General features: G+C 47.6%; 21 protein-coding genes and 1 pseudogene. 16 read left to right on the top strand and 6 right to left on the bottom strand.

Annotated features, from left to right (window positions below; all coding sequences use genetic code 11):
* Nucleotides 1–46: 46 nt before the first annotated feature.
* The 3 genes and pseudogenes from typA (at nt 47) to LJ740_RS22880 (ending at nt 4,310) form a co-directional block, all read left to right on the top strand.
* The gene (gene typA, locus LJ740_RS22890) at nt 47–1,891 is read left to right on the top strand and encodes a translational GTPase TypA (protein WP_229531467.1); all 1,845 of its coding nucleotides are present in this window, start codon (nt 47–49) and stop codon (nt 1,889–1,891) included.
* 155 nt (nt 1,892–2,046) lie between these two features.
* Nucleotides 2,047–2,451, top strand: a complete 405-nt coding sequence (locus LJ740_RS22885) for an MAPEG family protein (protein WP_229531466.1) — start codon at nt 2,047–2,049, stop codon at nt 2,449–2,451.
* Between the two features lie 19 nt (nt 2,452–2,470).
* Nucleotides 2,471–4,310, top strand: a pseudogene (locus LJ740_RS22880) (ABC transporter ATP-binding protein).
* Between the two features lie 23 nt (nt 4,311–4,333).
* Here LJ740_RS22880 and LJ740_RS22875 read toward each other — a convergent pair.
* Together LJ740_RS22875 and LJ740_RS22870 are read right to left on the bottom strand one after the other, a co-directional pair.
* Nucleotides 4,334–5,461: a PepSY-associated TM helix domain-containing protein gene (locus LJ740_RS22875; protein WP_229531465.1), complete on the bottom strand. Its 1,128-nt coding sequence runs from the start codon at nt 5,459–5,461 to the stop codon at nt 4,334–4,336.
* A gap of 22 nt (nt 5,462–5,483) precedes the next feature.
* Nucleotides 5,484–7,535: a TonB-dependent receptor domain-containing protein gene (locus tag LJ740_RS22870; protein ID WP_229531464.1), complete on the bottom strand. Its 2,052-nt coding sequence runs from the start codon at nt 7,533–7,535 to the stop codon at nt 5,484–5,486.
* A 308-nt stretch (nt 7,536–7,843) separates the two neighbouring features.
* On the opposite strand from LJ740_RS22870, the gene LJ740_RS22865 reads away from it, so the two are divergent.
* Nucleotides 7,844–8,230: a DUF6746 family protein gene (locus LJ740_RS22865; RefSeq protein WP_229531463.1), complete on the top strand. Its 387-nt coding sequence runs from the start codon at nt 7,844–7,846 to the stop codon at nt 8,228–8,230.
* A gap of 70 nt (nt 8,231–8,300) precedes the next feature.
* Here the strand turns inward: LJ740_RS22865 and LJ740_RS22860 are convergent, their stop codons facing one another.
* The 4 genes from LJ740_RS22860 to LJ740_RS22845 form a co-directional block, all read right to left on the bottom strand.
* Nucleotides 8,301–9,653, bottom strand: coding sequence for a HAMP domain-containing sensor histidine kinase (locus LJ740_RS22860; protein ID WP_229531462.1), 1,353 nt, complete (start codon nt 9,651–9,653; stop codon nt 8,301–8,303).
* Nucleotides 9,650–10,366 (bottom strand): response regulator transcription factor, encoded by a 717-nt coding sequence (locus LJ740_RS22855; RefSeq protein WP_229531461.1) that lies wholly within the window; start codon nt 10,364–10,366, stop codon nt 9,650–9,652. The genes LJ740_RS22860 and LJ740_RS22855 overlap by 4 nt, the downstream gene beginning before the upstream one ends.
* A gap of 245 nt (nt 10,367–10,611) precedes the next feature.
* Nucleotides 10,612–10,995 (bottom strand): YbaN family protein, encoded by a 384-nt coding sequence (locus LJ740_RS22850; RefSeq protein WP_229531460.1) that lies wholly within the window; start codon nt 10,993–10,995, stop codon nt 10,612–10,614.
* A gap of 75 nt (nt 10,996–11,070) precedes the next feature.
* Nucleotides 11,071–11,880 carry a ferredoxin--NADP reductase gene (locus tag LJ740_RS22845; RefSeq protein WP_229531459.1) on the bottom strand — a complete coding sequence of 270 codons (810 nt, stop codon included), beginning with the start codon at nt 11,878–11,880 and terminating at the stop codon, nt 11,071–11,073.
* A 215-nt stretch (nt 11,881–12,095) separates the two neighbouring features.
* Here LJ740_RS22845 and LJ740_RS22840 point away from each other — a divergent pair, with 215 nt between their 5' ends.
* From LJ740_RS22840 to glnK, 12 genes are all read left to right on the top strand, one after another.
* Nucleotides 12,096–12,599 carry a hypothetical protein gene (locus tag LJ740_RS22840; RefSeq protein ID WP_229531458.1) on the top strand — a complete coding sequence of 168 codons (504 nt, stop codon included), beginning with the start codon at nt 12,096–12,098 and terminating at the stop codon, nt 12,597–12,599.
* 11 nt (nt 12,600–12,610) lie between these two features.
* A complete protein-coding gene (locus tag LJ740_RS22835; protein ID WP_229531457.1) occupies nt 12,611–12,964 on the top strand; it encodes a hypothetical protein in 354 nt (117 codons plus the stop codon).
* A gap of 29 nt (nt 12,965–12,993) precedes the next feature.
* Nucleotides 12,994–14,370 carry a class II fumarate hydratase gene (locus LJ740_RS22830; RefSeq protein WP_229531456.1) on the top strand — a complete coding sequence of 459 codons (1,377 nt, stop codon included), beginning with the start codon at nt 12,994–12,996 and terminating at the stop codon, nt 14,368–14,370.
* Between the two features lies 1 nt (nt 14,371).
* Complete coding sequence (locus LJ740_RS22825; RefSeq protein ID WP_229531455.1) at nt 14,372–14,854, top strand: DUF2753 family protein; 483 nt, start codon at nt 14,372–14,374, stop codon at nt 14,852–14,854.
* Nucleotides 14,848–15,081, top strand: a complete 234-nt coding sequence (locus tag LJ740_RS22820) for a hypothetical protein (RefSeq protein ID WP_229531454.1) — start codon at nt 14,848–14,850, stop codon at nt 15,079–15,081. Before LJ740_RS22825 ends, LJ740_RS22820 begins: the two co-directional genes overlap by 7 nt.
* Nucleotides 15,071–15,571 carry a superoxide dismutase, Ni gene (gene sodN, locus LJ740_RS22815; RefSeq protein WP_229531453.1) on the top strand — a complete coding sequence of 167 codons (501 nt, stop codon included), beginning with the start codon at nt 15,071–15,073 and terminating at the stop codon, nt 15,569–15,571. The genes LJ740_RS22820 and sodN overlap by 11 nt, the downstream gene beginning before the upstream one ends.
* A 25-nt stretch (nt 15,572–15,596) precedes the next feature.
* A complete protein-coding gene (locus LJ740_RS22810) occupies nt 15,597–15,848 on the top strand; it encodes a S24/S26 family peptidase (RefSeq protein ID WP_229531452.1) in 252 nt (83 codons plus the stop codon).
* Between the two features lie 110 nt (nt 15,849–15,958).
* Nucleotides 15,959–20,518, top strand: a complete 4,560-nt coding sequence (locus LJ740_RS22805; protein WP_229531451.1) for an EAL domain-containing protein — start codon at nt 15,959–15,961, stop codon at nt 20,516–20,518.
* Nucleotides 20,505–21,011: a DUF2244 domain-containing protein gene (locus LJ740_RS22800; RefSeq protein WP_229531450.1), complete on the top strand. Its 507-nt coding sequence runs from the start codon at nt 20,505–20,507 to the stop codon at nt 21,009–21,011. Before LJ740_RS22805 ends, LJ740_RS22800 begins: the two co-directional genes overlap by 14 nt.
* Nucleotides 21,012–21,106: 95 nt before the next feature.
* Nucleotides 21,107–22,264: a tetratricopeptide repeat protein gene (locus LJ740_RS22795; RefSeq protein ID WP_229531449.1), complete on the top strand. Its 1,158-nt coding sequence runs from the start codon at nt 21,107–21,109 to the stop codon at nt 22,262–22,264.
* On the top strand, nt 22,251–23,279 hold the full coding sequence (locus LJ740_RS22790) for a M28 family peptidase (protein WP_229531448.1): 1,029 nt from the start codon (nt 22,251–22,253) through the stop codon (nt 23,277–23,279). The genes LJ740_RS22795 and LJ740_RS22790 overlap by 14 nt, the downstream gene beginning before the upstream one ends.
* 232 nt (nt 23,280–23,511) lie before the next feature.
* Nucleotides 23,512–23,850 carry a P-II family nitrogen regulator gene (glnK, locus tag LJ740_RS22785; RefSeq protein WP_229531447.1) on the top strand — a complete coding sequence of 113 codons (339 nt, stop codon included), beginning with the start codon at nt 23,512–23,514 and terminating at the stop codon, nt 23,848–23,850.
* The last annotated feature ends 4 nt before the right edge of the window (nt 23,851–23,854 follow it).

Here is a 23,854-nt window from a genome sequence, read left to right as displayed (position 1 = left end):
CGAAGACGTCCGCCATCGTTTTAATAAGTTACAGAGAAATCATTAAATGACAGCCAATCCGGTAGCCATAGAAAAGTTGCGTAATATCGCCATTATAGCCCACGTTGACCACGGGAAAACAACCCTGGTAGACAAACTTCTGCAGCAGTCAGGAACCCTTGAAAGCCGGGGTGAGACTGAAGAACGTGTCATGGACTCCAATGACATTGAAAAAGAACGTGGTATTACTATCCTGGCGAAAAATACAGCGATTAAATGGAACGATTACCGTATCAATATCGTTGACACGCCCGGACACGCCGATTTCGGTGGTGAAGTAGAGCGTGTAATGTCAATGGCTGACTCTGTACTGTTGCTGGTTGATGCGCAGGAAGGCCCAATGCCGCAAACGCGTTTTGTTACTCAAAAAGCCTTTGCTCAGGGATTAAAGCCGATTGTTGTGATTAACAAAATCGACAAGCCGGGCGCACGTCCTGACTGGGTAATGGACCAGGTATTTGATTTGTTCGACAACCTGGGGGCAACTGACGAGCAGTTGGACTTCCAGGTGGTTTACGCTTCAGCGCTAAACGGTTGGGCGTCGTTAGATTCTGACCAGCCTGCTGAAGATATGACGGCACTATTTCAGACCATTGTAGATCAGGTATCACCACCTGATGCAGATATAGATGGTCCTCTCCAGATGCAGATTTCGCAGCTTGATTATAACTCTTATGTAGGTGTAATCGGTGTTGGTCGTGTTACCCGCGGTAGCGTTAAACTGAATCAACAGGTTACTGTTGTGACGGCGGATGGCAAAAAACGCAATGGCAAAGTAGGCCAGATACTGGGCTATATGGGCCTGCAGCGACATGAAGTGGACGCTGGTTACGCTGGCGACATTATCGCGGTAACCGGTCTGGGTGAGCTGAAAATTTCAGACACCATCTGTGACGTGAACAAGGTTGAGGCTTTGCCTCCGCTGTCGGTTGATGAGCCTACCGTTACCATGACTTTCCAGGTCAATACGTCACCGTTTTCCGGTAAAGAAGGTAAATTCGTCACCTCGCGTAATATCCTGGATCGTTTGAAAGCTGAATTGGTGCACAACGTGGCTTTGCGCGTCAACGAAACGGACAACCCTGATAAATTCCGGGTATCTGGTCGTGGTGAATTGCACCTGGGCATTCTGATTGAAAACATGCGTCGCGAAGGATACGAACTGGCTGTATCTCGTCCTGAAGTTATTCTTAAGGAAATTGACGGTCAGCTACAAGAACCGTTCGAAACACTGACGATTGACTGTCAGGAAGAGCACCAGGGTTCAATTATGGAACAAATTGGCCTGCGTAAAGGTGAATTAACCGATATGTCTCCGGGCGGAAAAGGCCGGGTGCGCATGGACTTTGTGATCCCAAGCCGTGGTTTGATAGGTTTCCAGACTGAATTTATGACTCTGACCTCAGGTTCGGGTTTGTTGTACCACACGTTTGATCATTACGCTAACCACAAAGGTGGTAACATCGGTCAACGCAAGAACGGGGTATTGATTGCTAACGCACCTGGTAAGGCCCTGACTAACGCCCTGTTTAATTTGCAGGACCGTGGTCGTCTGTTTATCGGACACGGCGTTGAAGTGTATGAAGGTATGGTCATTGGTATTCACAGCCGTGATAACGACCTGACCGTAAACGCACTTAAAGGCAAGCAGTTAACTAACGTGCGCGCTTCCGGTACTGATGAAGCGCAAAACCTGGTGCCACCAATCGTAATGTCATTGGAGCAGGCCCTGGAATTTATTGACGATGATGAGCTGGTAGAAGTAACACCAATCAGCATCCGTATCCGTAAGAAGCTGTTAACCGAGAATGATCGTAAACGCGCTTCTCGTGAAAAGTCAAAAGAAGCTTAATTACTTCCAATAGGCACAAAGGCTCCATTGCGGAGCCTTTTTTATTCCCGTTGTATAACTTTCGAAATGTTTCTTCTTGCAATACACTGAAGAGGCTCAGGAATTTTATTTTCTCTTTCTGGGTCTTGTAATGACATTCATTAGTTGGAGTTATTATGTCTGCCACTGTTATTGCGTTAGCGGGTTATATTGCCTGGACGATAGTTTTGCTCATTGCCCTGATTGTTTTTCGATCGATTGTGGTCGTCAAAGGGGAAAAAGCGGCCAATCAGTTTAACGCCAGTGGCGAAGACGTGTCCCCGTTTGGCTCGCGATTAACCCGTGCCCAGGCAAATTGTGTGGAAAGCTTTCCCATTGTAGGTGGAACACTATTGTTGGCGTTGGCAACCGGTCAACAAGAGCTGACTAACGGTTTGGCGTTGGTAGTATTTGCCGCTCGCCTGGCTCAGTCCTGTGTACACCTTCTCTCAACCTCTATTATTGCGGTACAATTAAGACTGGTACTCTTCCTGGTGCAAATCGTTATTTGCCTCTACTGGGTTTTCTCAATTATTTTTTAAGCTTTCTAATTTATCTATGATCTTTAGGTTTTTTGAAAGCCTGACTCAGCCGTTTCCGGAAACTGAGTCAGGTAAGCCGCCTGCAACCCTGCTGGCGTTTTGTATGCATTATTGCAAAGGTATGTGGCCAGCGCTGCTAATGATGTCTTTACTCAGCGGTACAATTGCAGTGCTGGAGGTGTATTTATTTGGTTACCTGGGAACCCTGGTTGATGCCGTGGCCGCCGGGAACCCGGAGCAGTATTTTCAGCAACATAGAAGCACACTGTACTGGATGGCGGGACTGCTGGTTATCGGTCTGCCAACGGCTGTGGTCCTGCAGGCATTGTTTTCACACCAGTCGTTACTGGGTAATTTTCCGATGCGCATTCGCTGGTCTGCTCACCAGTATCTGATTCATCAGAGTTTGTCGTTTTTCTACAATGATTTTGCCGGCAGAATTGCCACCAAAGTCATGCAAACTGCGTTGTCAGTTCGCGAAACCGTGCTGAAGATGATGGATCTCATGGTTTATGTGTCTGTGTACTTTTTCAGCATTGTGATTCTGGTGATGACCATGGACCTCAGCCTTGCAGTGCCTTTTGCTGCCTGGTTTGTGGTGTATGTACTCATACTTCGGTATTTCGTTCCCAGATTAAAGTCAGTGTCGCAAAAGCAAGCTGATGCCCGTTCTACCATGACTGGCAGGATTGTGGACAGTTATACCAATATTCAGACAGTTAAACTGTTTTCTCACAGTACCCAGGAAACCGAATATGCCCGCTCCAGTATGCAGGCGTTTCTGAAAACAGTATATCCACAGATGCGTCTGGTAACCGTACTGGATGGTTGCGTTTGGTTAAGCAACGCATTGCTGGTGTTTGCCGTTGTTGCACTGGGACTTTTTTACTGGCAAGTGGGTACGGTCACCGCAGGTGATATCGCAATTTCAGTGGCACTGGCAATGCGCCTAAACAGCATGTCACAGTGGATAATGTGGGAATTTTCCGGACTATTTGAAAACATTGGTATGGTACAGGACGGCATTGATACCCTGTCGCTGCCAACGGAAGTGAAGGATGTGGCTAACGCTCCATTTTTGCAGGTTAAACAAGGCGCGATTCAGTTCGACAACATTACCTTTGATTACAAGAGTGTTGCTGACAACATTGCGGTGTTCGACGGCCTGAAACTATCTATCCAGGCCGGTGAGAAAGTGGGTATTGTGGGTAAATCGGGCGCGGGAAAGTCTACCCTGGTGAACCTGCTGTTGCGCTTTTATGACGTCGGGAAAGGTACCATCAGCATTGACGGTCAGGATATTAGCCGGGTCAGTCAGGAAAGTTTACGCGCCAATATCAGCATGGTGACACAGGATACTTCCCTGTTGCACCGCTCAATCAGAGAAAACATTTTGTATGGCAAACCGGATGCCAGTGAACAGGAAGTGATTACTGCTGCCAGACAGGCGGAAGCTCACGAATTTATTTTATCGCTCACTGATCAACAGGGCCAGCGTGGCTACGATGCCATGGTAGGAGAGCGGGGGGGTCAAGCTCTCAGGCGGACAACGGCAGCGCATTGCCATTGCCAGAGTACTGTTAAAAGATGCGCCCATTTTGGTATTAGACGAAGCGACGTCGGCGCTGGACTCAGAAGTTGAGGTCGCCATTCAGGAAAGTCTGAATAAAATCATGGCGAATAAAACGGTCCTGGCCATCGCTCATCGTTTGTCCACCATTGCAGCAATGGACAGACTTATCGTACTGGACAAAGGCAAGGTCGTAGAGATGGGAACGCATCAGGAGTTACTGGCCAAAGGGGGGCAGTATGCGCGTCTTTGGCAGCATCAAACCGGCGGGTTTTTGGGACTGGAGTAACAGCCGCTGCCCGCCGTAATTTGCTATGTCAGCCGGGCTTTAAGGCGAGGTGTAATGAGCCGTTTCCAGGATAAGAAAAAACCGGTAAACACCAGAATACAGGCGGCCAGTGAGGCCAGCCCGGCGATAGTTTGCCCCGGCAACCCGAAATATTCCCCGGTGTGCAGATACCGCGCTACATCCCATGCCCGATCTCCTTTTGACCAGTCCGCCTGGGTCTTGGCTTTAACAACATCACCGGTATCCGCATCCAGGTACAAGGAATAGGCGTGTTCCGGGTGCAGACCAATTGTAGCATCGATAAAAAAGCGTACCTCACCGGCCGTTTCACCTACTTCCATCCACATGGAGTACCAGGGACGATGACTGTGCAGATTGCTGTGTTGTTGCGCAATCCGAAACAGTGTTTCGTAGCTTTGTTTGCCATCTTCAAGATGTTCCAGTTCCGGGTGTTGCTCGCGTGCGGGAATCACTTCACCGTAGGCGCTGTAAAGCAGCTTATTTGCCCACGGAAAATGAAAAATAGTGGCGGTGCAAACAATAAAAAATAGTGGTATTAACGTCCAGACGCCAAACACCTTGTGCCAGTTTAAATAGCGAGACCGACGGGAGTTATGTTGGCGGCGAAACAACAAACTTTGTTTGACCACTTTCCAGCGCATATTTTTCGGCAACCAGAGATACAGACCGGTGATAATGAGGAACAAAAACACCAGATTACTGTAGGCCGTGATGTTTTTGGTAATGGGCCTTAAGCTACCGTCAGCTAACAGCCAACGATGCAGGTTTTCGTTCCAGCGAAAAAATCCACTCAGGGTAGTGGGGCCGGTTAGTAAAATTTCGCCGGTATAAGGGTGAAGCAGATAACTGTCTCGTCCTGCCCAGACCGGAATGGCTGCGCCCGGACGATTAACTTGTCTGAGGTAAAAGTGGTGTTCGTCAGGGTGTTTTTGCCGGACCACAGACAACGCCTGATCGGTTGTCAGGCGGCTTGCACCATGACTTTCAACAACAGTAAAACGGGATTCCTGCCATTCCAGGATCTGTCGCTCATAAGTCAGCACAACGCCAGTGGCTGACATGATAAAAATAATCACGCCACCACTGACGCCAAGCACCAGATGCGACCAGAAAATAATTTTGCGAAACATCAGGTGCCAGACTTCCTACAGGTTAAAAGGTATAAGCTACAGTCAGTCGAATATCACGACCAGCTTCATAGGGGCCGACCACTAACTCATAACCAGGTACAGCACTAAAGTCACCAACACTGGATTGATCGCGATACAGTTTATCGAACGCATTAGTGACTGCCAGATTAAAACTCAGGTCGGCAGTGGCTTGCCATTCGCCGTACAGGTCGACTGTGGTGTAGCTGGGCTTAGTTAAGGCATACAAGCTGTCTACCCAGCCCAGATCGTGATCCTGATGCAATGTATCGAAAGTGATGGAGTTCACCCGTGTTACATTAAAGCCAATCTGCACATCGGCGTGCGGCGTATAATCTAAGCCTAATACCCAGGTGTCGCCACGAGAGTTACCTAAACCGTTAAACTCATAACCATTAATGGCAATATTACTGTATTCCGTCGTATACAGATCTGCGCGAGGGTCCAGTTCAGAGTCGTTGCTGGAAAAACCAACGAAGAAGTCAAATTCACCCCAACGATAAGCCACGTCAAATTCGAAACCCTGAGTCTCAATGGTACCGATGTTTTCAAACAGTGCATCACCGTACAGGCGATTAAAAATCACATCGTCCAGTTGCGAATCATACACCGCGATTCTGGCATTCAGGTTGTTGTCGCTGTACTGCAAAGAGGCTTCGATGTTGGCTACAGTTTCCGGTACCAGATTGCTGCCGGTAACGGGTTCTTCAGAGCCATCATACAAATAACCATCAATGGTAAAACCATCACCAATTTCCTTGCCGCGTGCCGCTTCTGCGTAACCCAGACCAAATGTCCATTTGTCGGTCAAAGCGTATGACAAACCGGCATTAATACTCAGCTCGTTATCATCTTGTTGGGCTGGCGCTTCGGTAATGGGAGTGCCGTAATAATCGTCCAGCAGGATTTTTTGATCATATTCATACTGATCATAGCGGGCACCATAACTCAGACGCAATGCATCGGTGACGTCGGTATAACCCTGGAAGTACCAGCCTGTAACACTGCCTTCCTCGGCGTGATTTTCTTCCGCCTGGGGAATAGCATAGCCACTTTCTACTGAGTCATCACGATAGTCGACACCATAGATAAAAATGTGATTTCCGACTTCACTGGTGTTGCGAATATCCAGTCCGAAGGTGTCTATGGTGGCGAGCCAGTCAAAACGACCACCGCGAAATGCAGATTCTGTTTGATACGCGGTGACTTCCAGGTTGACTAATTCGCTATGGGCGTAACTATAGTTGGCCACCACAGTTTCTCTTTCAGCCTGGCTCGGATATAAAGGCGCACCTTCAGGAACTTCCCAGTTGGGGCGGGCACTGAATTGTCCCTCTTCGTCACGCTTTTCATAGCTGACGCTCAGATATTGGCGATCTGTGATGTTACCGCTCAGCTTAACAAAGGCCATGTCCTGCTCTGCAGCTGTACCCAACACTTCGTTGCCGTCACCGTCTTCAAAATTGTTGCGTTCTACGTCGCTGTAGTAGCCTAAAAGTCCCCATGAGTCACTGAGCTTTCCGTATAAACTACCACTGACCCGACGGCCATCATTGGTGAATTCGCTCCACTTTAATTTACCACCAAATTGCTGATCTGCGCCCAGCAGGTCGTTGGCGTCTTTTGTTTTGAAACGGATAGAGCCGCCAATAGCGCCCGGGCCGCTGGTGGCTTCACCGGCACCTGCCTGTACATCCACTTGTTGTAACAGATCAGGGTCGATATTTACCCGGCCGATATGGTGGAATAATGTAGAGGTTTGTTGAGCACCATCTACAGTGACATTTAGCAGGGAGTCTTCCAGACCGCGAATATAGATTTTTTGAGCAACACCGACTGAGCCACCAACGGAGACCGAGGGGGTCGCCCGAAATACGTCAGCCAGGTCATTAGCCTGATAGGTTTCGACTTCTTCTGCGGTAATAATCGAGTTAGTCGCAACACCTACGACGGTAATTTTTTCAAAATCTGTACTTTTTGTTTCTTCTTCGGCTGCAGCCGCGAAAGATGAAACACCCGCGAGGCAGATACTGCCTGCTAAAACTAGTTTGTTCACTTGGCACCTTTGTCTCAATAAATAATAATGATTATCATTAATGGTCAAGGTGAGGGACAGCACTTTTACATTTTTTACAATTTTACGTTAAGGCCGGGAGTTGGTCATTTTGGGCATAACTCGTTCTTTTTGATACGGATGGTGTGACATAGATGAAAACAATAACTGTTCGTATTATTATGGCTGCCTGCAAAAACGGAGCCGGGACGAAAGATCATTTTGCGCTTCGTTTTTTAAAAGAATGAAAACACACAAGCACTGGCGCTGAGTATCAATAAGATGATGGCCAGCATTATTCAGGTAAGGCAATGAAAACGACTCTACTCACTACACTTTCTGTTTCCATGTTAACAATGACCGGTTTGTCTGCGGATGAACAATACAATCACTTTCCCTCACTGGAGGCCCCCGATACTACCGTCGCGCTGTGTAATCTGAACAAGTTCAATGCCAGACTTGCCGGTATTGTCGAACAGTCTGAGATCGGTGTTGAGGATATGCTCAAAATACATGAATTAACCTACACCCTGGAAAACGCAGTACAGCGTTTGCAGCAAGACTTAGAGGGCATCGCAGCTGAACTGGAAAAGACTCACAAAGGTTCAGAAGCAATGCAACAGGACACAGTGAAATCATCCGCGAATGCATATCTTAAAGCGCTGAGCCCAATACTTGCGCCAAAACACTGCGGCTAATTTTTAGACCTGCGATGATGCCAACGCACGGGAAATGCTGAGCCTCGTGTGTTGGCGCCCTGACACGAATCTATTGCCGTGGTACTACAACAGCCATTATCAAACCGCCGGTAGCAATATTGCGGGCAGTTACCGTTGCATCAATGGTTTGCAATTGACGCCGGGCTAGGGCCAGTCCCAATCCAAAGCTGTTACCGTCTGCCGGACGGGACGTATCCACCCGAAAAAAGGGTCTGAAGATCATTTCCAGAAATTGTTCTGCGACACCAGGTCCTTCGTCTGCAATGGTAATTTCATAATGCGCAGTGAGTTGCCGCATAGCAATGGTTACGGTTCCACCGGCAGGTGTGTAGCGCAGAGCATTGCGCAGGATATTTTCTATTGCCTGACCCAACATGCGATGATTGCTGTTACTGATCAGGGCGGCTTCCGGCATCGACACCTCGATGTTTCTATCCGGGTATTCGAACTTACCGTCCTCGGTCAGCACATGAATGAGGTCCACCAGGTCCAGAGATTCGCTGCGCATCGCTGGGCGCTCGTTTTCCAGCCAGGACAAAGACAGGGTGTCGTCCACCAGTTTCCGGATGTGTCGGGATTCTCGCTGAATACGCGCTACCCGCTCGTTGCTTCTTACGTTGTTGTCTTGTGTTACCGTCAGGTTTTCCAGTGCGATATCCAGCCTGGAAAGGGGCGTACGTAGTTCGTGGGACAGATCAGTAATCAGTTGCCGTTGCCGAAGAATAAGCTCGCCGATGTGATCCGCCATTTTATCAAAGGTTTCCGACAGTTGGGCCAACTCGTCATCGCGGTTGCCCAATTGTTGGCGAACTCGTACCTGAAACTGCCCTGTGGTAAAGGCCCGGGTTGCGGATTCCAGACGCTTAAGCGGGATCATGATGTGACGATAAAGTACCAGCGACAACAGGATTAAAATCGCCAGTGGCAGCACCACCTGCAGTGCGATACGGGTAATATTCCACAACGATCCGGGCCGCATTCGCACCGGAAGTTGCACCAGCAGACTGGTTTTCCCGTCCGAAAACGGCAGTTCCATGATAGGGTTATAGTCAAAATATAAGTGAATTTTCCAGTCAACACTTCTGCCCATATTAAATCCACTGTAATCATCGTAGCGAGCCGTGCTGCCGGCAATATGACTGATGTCAGCCCGTGCTACCGCTGCCCAGGTGTTTTCCCGATGTTGTAGTTCATCCAGCCAGGCCTGCAGTTGATTTATATTATTTTCGATATACAGGGCTTCCGCTTGTTCACTCCACTGTTGTAATTGCTCGCGGTCTGGTTGCGCAATCAGGCTCATGTCATATTCAATCTGTGCAATGGCCATATCGATGATGTAAAAAAGGCAGACAACGCCAGCCCCAATGATCAGAAACAGTTTCCAAAAGAGTGTGCGCGTCATTGCAAACAATAACCCTTGCCATGTACCGTTTGTAAACAGCTGCCATCCCAGCCAGCCGCGGTGAGTTTGCGCCGGAGCTTGCTGATGTGCATGTCCAGGCTGCGGTCATATTGACTGTATTGACGGTGAAACACGGTTTGATAAAGATATGCTTTAGACAATACTTCTCCGCGGTTTTGTATCAGCATGTAGAGCAACCCCATTTCCGTTGGGGTGACAGTGACTGATTGCTGATTAATTTCAACTTGCTGCTGGGCTTTATTCAGGGTTAAATTCTGGTGGCTAAGCACCTGCTCTTCAACAGCTTTTGGTCTCATAGTGCGTCTTAAAATGGCATCCACCCTGAGCAACAATTCTTCTTTGTTAAACGGCTTTGCCATGTAGTCATCGGCTCCGGCACTTAGTCCCTGAATGCGTTCCTGCTCTGCGTGCCTGGCGGAAACAATCATTACAGGCGTCGTGTCGGTTTTACGCAGCAAATTGAGCATAGATAAACCATCTCTGACAGGCAGCATTAAATCCAGTAACACCAGGTGGTAACTTTCACCTAATGCCTTGCTCAGCGCTTCTTCACCATCATGACATTGGTCCACCTGGTACGCTGAATCAGAAAGCAATTGCTTCAGCTCATCATTCAGGTATTTATCATCCTCTACCACCAGAATCTTGGGCGTGGTTCTGTTGAGGTCGTCGCATGTAGGTAACAGAGTCATGGTGTGTTCTCAAATAAATTATCAAAATCGTTGCGTTTAGCCGGCAACGCCTAACGCTTTTTATCGCTGCTATCCGATCAATCAGGAATTCACGGAAGTCGCCAGGGAAAACACTGTTTCGCGGACAAAAGCACGCTGCCTGCTAAAAAGTGATAATGATTGTTATTTATGTTTGTGTTGGAGGTTGAATTTAACACACAGGCATTTTTGTGGCAATTGGCGGCTGTCTTTAGTGATTTATCGTGCTATTGATGTTCCTGAATCCGGATCCGGGTGAGTAAAACGAGTAGCAGAATACAGAGTGCGATCAGCATAATCTGTAATTGCCAGGTGTGTTTTACCAGGTAAACAGACACCGAGAAAGTAAGCAGGATCATGGCAATCGCTCTGCCACGCGTTTTGCTGGATATGGTTTTACTTTCTTGCCACTGGCGCAATGAGCCGCCCACCCAGCGGTTATTCAATAGCATACTGTGAAAGCGGGGAGAGCTGCGATCAAACAACCACAGTGCCAGGATCAGAAAGGGCGTGGTGGGTAAAATCGGAAGGAATGCGCCTACTACTCCCAGGGTGATACACAACCACCCAAGGAGAATGTAAGTCAGTTTTTTCAGCTTCTGCACCGGCATGTGAAAAGGTCCTGGTGGCCATCATCCGCTAAGTTTATCACTGATTGAATTGAGAAAAAGTACAGAGTCCTGGCATTATTTCTCGATAAACGCTTGCTCAATCACATAGCTTCCTTGCCGGCGGGAAGTTGCTCTGCTAAATCCCCAGCCGTCCAGCAATGTCATCAGTTCCTGCAACATGGCGTCGTTCCCGCAAAGCATAAACCTGTCGGTATCCGGATTTAACGATGGCATATGGATATCCTTCATCAACTTACCACTGCTAAGTAAATCCGTAATGCGACCTTCATGAGGGGTTTCACCACCGGGAATATTCAGGCTGTTAAATTGATAATTCTCCCGGGTTACCGTCGGGTAGTAGACGAGTTTTTCCCGAATGATATCGCCAAAATATTCATTGTTTGGCAATTCTCTTGTGATTTTATCCTGATAGGCCAGTTCTGAAATCCAACGGGTACCGTGTACCAGGATAACCTTGTCAAACTGCTCATAGATGTCGGGATCCTGAATCACACTCATAAATGGGGCCAATCCGGTTCCGGTAGACAGTAAATACAGGTGTTTGCCCGGCAACAGATGGCCTGCGACCAGGGTGCCGGTTGGGCGAATCGTCATCATGATCTCTTCACCCGGTTGAATGTTTTGCAAGCGGGAGGTGAGAGCGCCATCAGGAACTTTAATGGAGAAAAATTCCAGTTCTTCCGCATAATTGGCACTGGCAATACTGTAAGCGCGCAATAGTGGTCTCCCTTCAACTTCCAGTCCAATCATCACAAATTGGCCATTTTCAAAGGTCAGGGCGTCGTCCCGGGTTGTGTTGAAACTAAATAATGTATCGTTCCAGTGATGAACTTTTGTAACTTCAGCCTTGATCATATTCCGCATTCAACCTGTCCTCTTTTAATAAGTGTTCCTGATACGTCCTTTTCACCTTATTGGGGCAAATTCGAGTTTTAAGAACTTTTCATGCTTAAACTTAACAAATAGATAACAATTTAAAATAATAATGATAATGGTTATCATTTGCAATGTGTTGCCAAATGATCCAGGATAATACCTAACAAAGCAAGTGATTCTTTTTAAGTAAGGCAAAAAATACCATGTTGCTGGAAGACTATTCAGAAAAAAACACACACAACCAAAGCCATCCAAAGTTGCGCTTTTTGTGCCCCCATCATCGGGACTGGGTATATTTTAACTCCCAGGAGGCGCTGGCGTCGCTGGAACAAATGCAATTGAAAGGCGAGTTTTTACTTGAGCATCATAAGTATCAGGAAGCGTTGCCACTGATTGGTTGCGCCTGGGAAACCGTGGAAATATTGCTAGAGTTATATACAGGGGAGCGCAGTACGTTAGTTACCCGCTTTGGTTGCCTCACGGTATTGCTCGACAATTGTTTTCGCAGCCTGAAACAAAAGGTATGTGCGGAGCATGTCTGCAAACAGGCGGTAGAAACCCTGAAAACGTCAGTGGAACAGTTAGATCCGACATCGGACGCCTATGAATATGTGAGTCAGTGTATTGCACAACTGCAAAAACCGGAACTCTTCCGATTTTATCTGATGCCTATACCGGCTTCACAACGCAGCGTTGCAATGCATTAGGTTGATGTGCAATGGCTGAAATATGTTTCAACCTGGCGTTCTCGGCCATGGAAAAAGAAATTCGACACGGCTTGCAGCCTGACAACCCTGCCTTGCTGGACGCTTACATTGCGATGGCTGATAAATTAGTTGAAGAGTCAAATTGCCAGCAGCAGAAAATCAACATCCTGCACCGGGTGGCGGACAATTTACTGGAGGTCATTTGTGATACCTATCTGGCAGAACACTGGCGTCATTGTTGTCTGGACGTGATTTACAAGCCAATGCTCGCCCTTGAACAGCTGGCCAATTGCGAAGGACGTCGTCGTCAGGTGCTCAGGTTGCAACGAGAGGTAAACTGCCTCGGACAGTATTTTTTTAGTTAAATGATGAACAGTGTAAAGGAAGTAATTCAATGAGCGGTAAACGCATTGAAAAAGACAGTATGGGCCAACTTGAAGTGCCTGCTGATGCCCTGTACGGCGCGCAAACCCAAAGAGCGATCAATAATTTTCCGGTCAGTGGTTGCCGGATGCCTGAACCGTTTATCAAAGCGCTTTTGTTGGTAAAGCAGGTGGCGGCGGAGGCCAATGGTCGCCTGGGTGGTTTGACCGAAAAGCAGGCTGAAGCTATTCAGAAAGCCTGCCTAAGCTTGCTCGCACAAGCGGATTTAATGAGTCATTTTCCCGTTGATGTGTTTCAAACCGGCTCGGGTACAAGCAGCAACATGAATGCCAATGAAGTAATAGCCAGGGTGGCAAGTGCTGACTCGGAGTTGGCCATTCACCCCAATGACCATGTTAATTATGGGCAAAGCAGCAACGATGTCATTCCCACGACCATTCACGTCAGTGCGGCCCTGGAAATCAACAATCAACTACTACCCGCTTTATTACACTTACGTCGTATCTTAAAAAGTAAAGCTGAAGAGGTGGGGCATCATTGTAAAACTGGCCGAACGCACTTAATGGATGCTATGCCGGTGACGATGGGGCAGGTGCTAACTGGCTGGACAAATCAGGTTGAACAACAACTGCGCAACCTGGAAGCGGTATTGCCGTCGCTCCACAAGTTAGCGCAGGGGGGCACAGCAGTAGGCACGGGAATTAACGCCCACCCGGAATTTGCCAAAACGTTTTGCCAATTGCTGGAAACCAAAACGGATGTGGCGTTTAAAACCGTGGGTAACTTTTTCCCGCTGATTTCGTCACAAGATACCGTAGTGACCATTTCCGGTGTTCTTAAGTCCATTGCAGTCACGCTGATGAAATTCGCCAATGATTTACGCTGGATGAATTCTGGCCCCCTCGCCGGTTTAGGGGAAATCGCCTTACCGGCGTTGCAACCGGGTTCTTCCATTATGCCGGGCAAGGTCAATCCGGTGGTGCCCGAATCGGTGGCCATGGCCTGTGCTCAGGTTATTGGTAATGACACCGCGATCACTGTGGGAGGGCAATCGGGTAATTTTGAACTGAACGTGATGTTGCCGATGATCGCCAGCAACCTGCTGCAAAACATACAACTGCTCAGTAATAGTGCGGTATTACTGGCAGACAAGGCTATTGAGGGCTTTACCATAAATGAGGATAACTTAAATCATGCACTAGATCGGAATCCCATTTTGGTAACAGCCCTCAACTCTATTATTGGTTACAACAAAGCCGCTGAGATTGCCAAGAAAGCCTATGCTCAGGGGCGACCCGTAGTCGATGTCGCCGCTGAAGAAACAGACTTTTCGGTAACTGAATTACAAGAAATGTTATCACCTAAGAAACTGACCAAAGGAGGCTAAGATGATGATGGCGACTGCAGCGCGAGCATTGTATCCGAACCCGGAGGAATTGTACGAAGAGTGGCAATTCGTTATACGACAAGGCAATGAGTACTTTGAGGCTCAGGAGTTCCGTATCGCAATTGCGCGCTATCAGCAGGCCATCTCTCTCGCCACCAGGTTGCAGGATAACTACAGTGATTTTCGAATGGCAATCATGGCCGTCATCGTCAGCTATCACAATCTGGCTGATTGTTATCTGGCGTTGGAACAACCAAATCAGTGTCTCAGCGAGTTATTAAGCGTTCATGAAAAGATGATGCAACTGATTCATTCCGTATCGCATCAGTCGGAGCAGAACCAGGACATCGCCTTTTGGGGTGCGAGGCGAACTTATACAGCATTAATGCTGCATAAAAAGGAGCATCCCCAATCATTTCAAGCTGGTCATTTACACCAAATGGCGGAATTATCTAATCAATACCGAAAGGAGTTCTTATGTTAAAGTTCCTCGGAAAGCTGTCCTTATTGTGCCTGCTTTTTATCGCTCCCCATGTTTTTGCGCATGCCGGACATGACCATAGTCACTGGAGTGCCGATCTCTATCACTATGCGTTGTTGGCAACATTTTTCATTACTTTGATCGCAGTGCTTTTCGGCTTAATCAACTTCTTCACGGAAAAATCTGTGCAGACCAGAGGCAATGCTCAGGAGGGAAATCATGTTGTATAACACGCTCGATTTAATCGACAAGCTTTGCGGTTTTGAACGGGTATCAGCCCATTGCGATATTCCCTGTAAAGTCTATGATCCGGCCATTGCACAGTTTGCCGCTCTCAGTGTTGTTCGATTTTTGGATCTGATTGGCGAACTGTCAGACAAAGACAGCCTGAGTTTGGATGAGCAGGCAAAGCTGACCCGCCTGGTGCAAGAAAAAGAATTGCACGCAGCCAAGGTGAAGGACGAAGTCGTGGTGATTTGGGGAGATTATTTTAAAGAACCACAAATCACCGCTCACCCAAACGTTCATCAGTTAGTGCACAGCATCATGCTGGCCGGTTCGGCCTGTAAACAATCCATTCAACGCGACAATGGCGTAAAATTACTGGAACTGGTGAATCAGTTTGCAGCCATGTATTGGCAGACCAAGAGTGTGGAAACCTTTATCACCACATCGCCTTATCTGCCCAACGAACAAGTTGTGTACCCCAGGCTTGATTAAAATCCTGAAAGTGACAGGTAGCAGCATGACGCCTACCTGTAAACCCGGTGACTTTATCGTTATCTTGCGTCATTTTTTCAGGATCAACATCAATGATGTGGTGGTGATTCAGCATGAACATCTGGGAATGCTGATTAAACGCGTAGCCAGTGTTGATAGCCAGGGGGTGATGCTCAAAGGCGATGATACCCGCAGCATCAGTAGCGATAAAATCGGTAAAGTTGCCCGCCAACACATCATGGGTAAACTGCTCTTCAGGATTGCTAAAAAACAGTAAGCCGGAATAGCCTGTGACTTTTACCGGCGATCAACCTAAATTGAATGGGATAATTGCCAAATTTTTACTATTCTTTGCTGATAGATTCTTTGATATCAGGATTGCCCCTTTTGGTTTTTAAACGTTTGCTTTGTCGATGGCAACTCACCGCTGCCTGGTTGCTGTTATCTTCTCTGTCAGGTTTCGCCTCTGAACAACATCATTTTACCGCAGCAACACCAGCGACGTTACAGCGAATTTCCACTTCAGAAGGGTTAAGCCAGGGCACAATTAATCACTTTTTTCAGGATAAAACGGGGTTTATCTGGTTGAGCACAGCCGAGGGGCTTAACGTTTACAACGGCTATTCTGTGCGCCCTTTTGAACATTCATCTGCCTCTTTTAACGGCGCCTACATTTATTTTGTCACCCAGGATAGAACCGGCCTTTATTGGATATCAGTCTCTGAACACGGGCTCTATAGCTTCAATGCCAGTACTAACGAATTGCAGCTACACTGGGCCAGTGCTGAAGATTATGAAAGAGATGTATTGACCTTTCATAGCGATGAAGAAACCAATAGCACCTGGTTTTTTACTTCAAACAGTATTTTGAGCTATTCGCATGCACAACAGCAGTTTTCTGAAGAGCCGCAGGAACTGGAGAATTTTGTGGATGAACAATTTATCACCAGTAGTGCCAATATCGCAGGGGATATCTGGCTGGGCACCAATAAAGGACTGGTGCGATACTCCGCAAATAACGGCAGTACTCAGGCTATTGAGTTTGTCACTGTCGCCTCGTCTTCACAATCCAATGTATACCAGCAAAGGGTTCGGCAACTGGTGAAAGACAAATACGACCGCCTTTGGGTTGCGACAGCCAATGGACTATTCGTACTGGAAAACGAACAATTGCTTTCTGCAGGGGAAGGAGAGAGCCAACAGCTGTTCGTAAAACCCTTAGTCCCGAATCTGCAGTTTCATGATTTGATACTGGAAGATGAGCGCATCCTTGCCGCTTCAAACAAAGGGTTATTGGCCATTGATCTGGATAGTTTACAACGGGAGACGTTACTGCAATTTTCTAATTCCAATCAGGATATTTATAACGATCGGATCATTAAGTTATTCAGAGATAAAAACCAAAATTACTGGTTAGCCTCCAATGCGCGCGGGGCGTATTTATGGAATCCCAAAACCGAGGCGTTTAGCAATTATTACAACAGTGGTCGTGGTCAAAAAATACTGAGTAGTAACGAGGTTTGGGATATTGAAGAGACCTCGCCTAATCAGCTTTGGTTGGGGACCTCTAATGGCCTGACTCACCTGGATCTGAACCAAAACACCAGTGAGTTTTGGTTTATGGTGGATGACCAGGAAGGTCTGTTGTCACAGGTATATCAGATACAACAACGCGCTGAAAATGAACTTTGGCTGGCTACCAGTGAAGGTATCAAACGCTTTGATTTTCTGGCTAAACAACAAATTCCGGTGCGGTTAGCCGATGAAAAACAGCGCGCCATATTTGCTGATCAGCAGTCGTTTTTATTTGTGGATTCAAAAGAACGTATCTGGCTTTCCACTCTGGACTCTTTTTACCTGTACATGCCGGACAGCGGCACACTGACCGAGTTAACGAATCTCAAAGTGGTGATTAATCCGTATTTCAGCTTTGGTTTTATCGGTGAAATTCCCGGTACTGATACCATGATATTGAGTGTTTCAGGGCAAATTTGGGGCGTGGATACCCGAAGTTTCGAACCCCGGCTGATATATGAGCTGGAAAACTATTCTCCGCAGGAGTTTGTTTATGTGGACAGCTGGACGCTGGACCCACAAAACGGACTGGTTTGGTTCAGTTTTACCAGCCAGGGGTTGGTGGCCTTAAATTACGAAGATTTTAGCTTGGCGAAACAAACCAATCACCTGAAGTCTGCCGGTATTGGGGTGGCCTATGGTTTGTTGCAGGACAGCAATCGGCGCGTCTGGTTTAGCTCGCATCGGGGAATTTTTAATCTGGGCCTGGACAATGCCCATCTGATGAACTTTGATTTGTCTTACGGCCTTGCAGCCCTCGAATATAACGGCGGAGCCTGGAAAAAACTACGCTCCGGGCAAATGGTGTATGGCGGTGTAAAAGGCATTACGCTTTTTAACCCGGATAATATCGGGGTGGGGACAGATCCTCACAAGCAGGTGGTAATTGATGACTTTAACATCGCAAATCGCGACACGCCGGTTACCTTCAGCAACCTTGCTGAGCAAGTGTTTGAGCTGGATTACAATGATGCCGGCATTCACATCAGTTTTTCGACCCTGGGGTTTGAACAGCAACAGCAGGTGCAGTATCAGTATTCGCTGCAAGGCAGGGAACTCACGGAATATCCACTCACCTACGCCAATGAGGCGCGTTTTTCACAGTTGGCTTCCGGCACCTACGAATTTACCGTCCGGGCAATCTCACCGGTAACCGGTTTTTCCACCAGACCCAGTAAAATAGTTCTGAATGTCGCCTATGCTCCCTGGAATTCGCCCTGGGCCAGATTGAGTTACGTTTTGTTGCTGTTATGCATACTGGCTGCCTTTATCTATCGCAGACGCATTAAACAACGCGTTATTCTGGCGATGAACAAAGAGCTGGTGGACAGTGAGCAGCGCCTGAGACTGGCGTTAAAATCCAGTCAGAGCGAACCCTGGGAATGGAGTGACAAAGACCGGTTAATTCGCTATGTAGGGATTGTTGGTTACGACGCAGGTAAGCAAGAGCAAACCTTCCGGCAGCATTGTCTGAAAATTCACCCAGATGATCGCTCAGAATTTATGCGGGAGTGGAAAACGCTGTTTGATTCAGCCTCCGTTGATGCGTTTACCTTTACCTATCGCATGCGACAGGCTGACAATAGCTATCACTGGTTTCGCAATGTTGGCCAAATTTTAGAGAGAAACCCCAACGGTCAACCGAGACTCATTTCCGGGCTGTTCACGGATGTGAATGAGGCACAAACAGCCGCCGCCAGTGCACTGGTGTTTGGCGAAGCCTTTCGCAATACCAAGGACTGGGTGCTAATCATTGACTCAGATTTTAACGGTGTGATGGCGAATAATTCCTTTTACAAGGCATTTAACTATGCACCTGAAAGTCAGATCTCGTTGGGTGATGACGTGTTCAGAGGTTTGGGCAGCAAGATGCGTAAATACCGGCAGATCATGGAGCAGATGGGGATAGGTGAGCATTGGCACGGTGAGGATAGTATCGAAGTACGAGACAAAGGCCGGTGCCAGGTGCTGATCAATATCAGTTTGATCAGTATCGAAAATCGAGAAAAAAATCATTATGTGGTGATTTTTACCGATATTACTCAGCAGAAAAATGCAGAGGAAGAACTCAAACTGCTGGCCAATTACGATGCCCTGACGTTGTTACCCAACCGGACGTTATTACTGGATCGCATCGAGCACGCCATTCAGGTGGCGGATCGCAATCGCAACACCCTGGCATTGTTGTTTGTGGATCTGGACAGGTTCAAACAGATCAACGATTCATTGGGACATGACTATGGCGACAAATTGCTGCAGGTGGTTGCTAATCGTTTAAAAGAACGGGTGCGCAAGCAGGATACTGTGGCGCGATTAGGTGGCGACGAATTCGTGGTGCTGCTGGAGTCTTTTCAAAATGTATCACATGTCGGCGAAGTCGCTTTGGAGTTAAGTGCCTGTATCGCCGAACCTATCGAGTTATGCGAGCACAGTGTCAGTATTACGCCCAGTATTGGTATTGCCTTGTATCCCAGTGATGCCCGGTTACCGGAAGATTTGTTGCGGGACGCAGATATCGCCATGTTCCACGCTAAAAAGGACCCCGGGAAATGCTATCACTTTTATACTGAGTCTATGGACACCGAGGTGCGCAATCGCCTGCAAAAAGAATCGTTGATCAAACGGGCCCATGCCAGCCAGGAATTCGTCAATTATTATCAACCCATATTAGACGCGAATACCGGCCAGGTGGTGGGGGCAGAACTGTTACTGCGCTGGGTCACCAAAGACGGCATTGTACCGCCAAATGTCTTTATCCCTATGGCCGAGCAGATTGGCCTGATCATCCCCATGACTAACGACGCCTTAAGACGCGGACTGACAGATACGCAACACTGGCGCACCAACATTCCCGACTTTTACCTGTCTATCAATTTGTCCGTTACCCACTTTGAGCAGGATGGGGTGGCGGAAGGCATGGTTTCGCTACTGCATGAGTTTGGCTTACCGGCCTCGGCGTTAAAAGTTGAAGTGACTGAGAGTGCCCTGATGTCTCACCCGGAAAAAGCCATTACTACCATGGAGCGTTTTCAGGCATTGGGGGTGCAACTTTCGCTGGATGATTTTGGTACGGGTTATTCCTCTTTTGCGTATTTAAAACGCTTGCCCCTTAACATTGTCAAACTGGACCGCAGTTTCGTAGCGGGCATTGGAACCGATAAGAAAGACGAAACCATTGTGGAGGCGATTCTTGGGCTGGCACAAAACCTGGGTTTGCAGGTGGTGGCTGAGGGTGTAGAAACCGAGCAGCACAGTGAGTTTCTCAGGACCCGTACCTGTCAGTTTTTCCAGGGGTTCTATTATGCCAGACCGATGGGCCGGGCCGAGTTTGACGGGTATTTGCAAGCTAATCTCAGCCATGGTGAAACTTAAGCGCCTGCCTGGCACAGTGCAGCTCACCTTAACGCCTAACCGTTCCCTGAGCTGGCGACAAAGTTTGATCATAGTGTCTGCGATCGCACTATTTTGCCTCAGTATCGCGCTGGTCTGGTTTGTGTTGGGGGCCTGGCTGATTCTGCCGTTTGCCGGCCTGGAAGTGGGATTGTTGTTGGCACTGACTTATCTGGTATCCAGAGCAACTTACCAGCGACAAATTGTCTTGCTCAACAGCGAATACATTTCGTTTCAATCTGGTTTTCCGTCGGTAAAACGACAACTGTTGCTCAACAGAAAATTGGCCGAATTAATTCAATATCCCGCCACTCATCCGGAAGATGTTTTTCCGCTGTTTCTCAAAGATGCTCGTCAGCAGGTCAGGCTGGGCGAGTTCCTGAATCTGGAAGACCTGACGAAACTCATTAAAATCATGCGAACTGAAGGTATTCAGTTACGGCAAAAAAAGGCGTTAATCTCAATGCCTTTTTAGCGTGTCTGGACGCGATGAATCAGGAGAATTATACGTTCAACAACCTTGAGAGGAGCACCGAATTGGACTAAGGTTAAAAAAGTAGGAGGTGCTCTATGCGCGTGTTAAATCTTCTGCCGTTGGTGCTGGTTCTCTTGTTTGTAAGCGGTTGCCAGACCACGCAACAATCCGCTGTTCAGGTAAATCCCCACTTCCTGGATATATCCTTTTCCGGTTACGAAAGCGTACCGGTGGAAACCGAGTCTGAGATCTTTGAGCTGAGCGACGAAGCCAAACGTTTTGTTTTTGATATACAAAGCAAACGTGATCGCTCCGGTTCTATTGAAGAGCTGATCAGTGCGATATTTGACCGGTCCAGCTTTAATATGATTTACGATAACAGCGCCAATACAACCGCGCGGGAAACCTTTATTAATCGCAGTGCGAACTGCCTTTCATTGTCTATCATGACTTATTCTCTGGCACGGGAAGCGGGGTTTACCGTTACCTTCAGAGAAATTGAAATCCCCGAATATTGGACCCGCAAAAATGGTTTCAGTCTGTTAAATGGCCACATCAATTTGCGTATTTCTGAGATGGAAGAGCAGTCGTCGATTGTCTATGCAGAAAGCAATACCATGGTGGTGGATTTTGATCCCTTTTCACCGAAGAAGTACTTCCCGTCGAGATCGGTCAGGAAAAACCGCGTGTTATCCATGTTTTACAACAACAAAGGCGCTGATGCCTTACTGAAATCTGATTATCTGACGGCCTACGCCTATTTCAGGGCGGCAGTGAGTACTGACTCGCAGTTTCAGGATGCGTGGGCAAACATGGGCATTTTATACCGCATGACAGGGCATTACGACTGGGCGGAAAATACCTATCACGAAGCGTTGAAACTCAATCCGGACAATCTGACGATCATGGAAAATCTGGCTGTGTTGCACCAACATCAGGGGCGCTATGCGTTAGCCAAAGAACTGCTGGCAAAAGTGGAAACTCGTCGACTTTCTAATCCGTATTACCATTACAATTTAGGGGAACAGGAGTTAGAAGCCAGTAATTATCACGCGGCCATGTCTCACTATAAAAAAGCCATCAGATTAGATGCTTCGCATCACGAGTTTTATTTCGGCATGGCAAAAGTGCATGCACTGATGGGGGATGTGGAACAGGCGTTGCGTTATTTGCAACGGGCCAGAAGAAAAACCAACATTGATGATCTCAAAGATCATTATCAGCACAAGATGGATTTGTTTGCCAAACTGTAATCTGGTTAATTTACTGCAACGGACAATCAGTGGCTGTTTTGTACTGTTGATTATGGCTTCGCCGGTCAACGCAGGACAGGACTGTCGGGTTGATACTAGTCGAGTCAATGCCAATGGTTTTAGTCCACAACAGCAGGCATTATGGCAGGATCTGGTACATTTGAGCAGTGCCGCGATGCAAGGACGAAAAAGCGGCACCGAAGGCGCTCAACTGGCGAGAGAGTACATTGCCCGGCGCTATCAGGAGTCGGGTCTTGTACCATTGCCACAGAAACAAGGCCAGGATAACTCTGAGGAGACTGCTTCCTGGTTTCATACCTTTACCCCTCCGGGGTTGTTTACCCGTACCGAAGGTGCAAATGTTATCGGGCAAATCAAAGGACAGCATAAGCCGGATAAGTTTCTGGTGTTATCTGCCCACTATGATCATTTAGGAAAGCAAGGGCGCAAAATACACTTTGGTGCCAATGACAATGCCTCTGGGGTTGCCGCGTTGATTTATATTGCACAACAGCTGAGTCAGACGGGCAGTCATCATTCGATACTGTTTCTGGCCACTGACTATGAAGAAGCCGGACTGTATGGCGCTGCGGCGTTTGTGCAGCAGGGAATTCCGGAACATGCGGATATTTTAATGAACATCAATATGGATATGCTGGCACAACCGGGTCGCAACTGGACGCTCTATGTGGCCGGAACCCGCTGGTTTCCGGAGATCAAACCCGCCGTGGAGCGGGTGTTAGGCAACGCCCCGATATGTGCCGAAACCGGCATGGACAGAGTAAGTCGCAGTTATGATCGCAGTTACCGAATTGACTGGCGCAAAGCCAGTGATCATTGGGAGTTCGCCCAGCAGGATATCGCCTGGTTGTATCTTGGCGTCAAAGATTTCAAATATTACCATACGATTTACGACACCCCCGATAAGTTGTCCAGGCCATTCTACACCGGCGTAGTGGAAACCGCGTGGCAGCTGGTGGTGGCAGTGGATAGTCACTTCAGTCATCCCAAATAAGCCGTGCAATCCCACTGTCCCTTTTTCCGCTGTTTTTACCTCTGCATTTTTGCACCAATCTGTATCTTAAAAAATAATGCTGCACTAAAATGGTGCGAATAGGGCGGGATAATTATTCCTCTTTAAGTTTATGTTATTGAATATTAAAGGATATTTTCTCTGGCATAGCTTTTGATAACAACTTTTCGTGGAACACACCGCTTTAAATTAGCCAAAATTGGGGAGCAAATTTATGAAATTAGTCAGTGCCATTATCAAGCCATTCAAGCTTGATGATGTCCGGGAAGCCATTTCGGACATCGGAATAGACGGCCTTACCGTCACAGAAGTGAAAGGTTTTGGACGTCAAAAGGGCCACACGGAATTGTATCGTGGTGCCGAATACCAGGTAGATTTTTTGCCGAAAGTGAAACTTGAAATTGCTGTACAAGATGATCAGGTAGAACGCTTGGTTGAAGCGATAGTTAACGCTGCTAAAACCGGGAAAATTGGAGACGGTAAAGTCTTTGTTTTCGATCTTGAACACGCCGTTCGTATTCGTACCGGTGAAACCGATAGCGATGCTATCTAAATAA

This window comes from Planctobacterium marinum (assembly GCF_020687805.1).
In the GTDB taxonomy this organism is placed as follows: Bacteria; Pseudomonadota; Gammaproteobacteria; order Enterobacterales; family Alteromonadaceae; genus Planctobacterium; species Planctobacterium marinum.
This window is presented reverse-complemented; position numbering and strand designations above follow the sequence as displayed.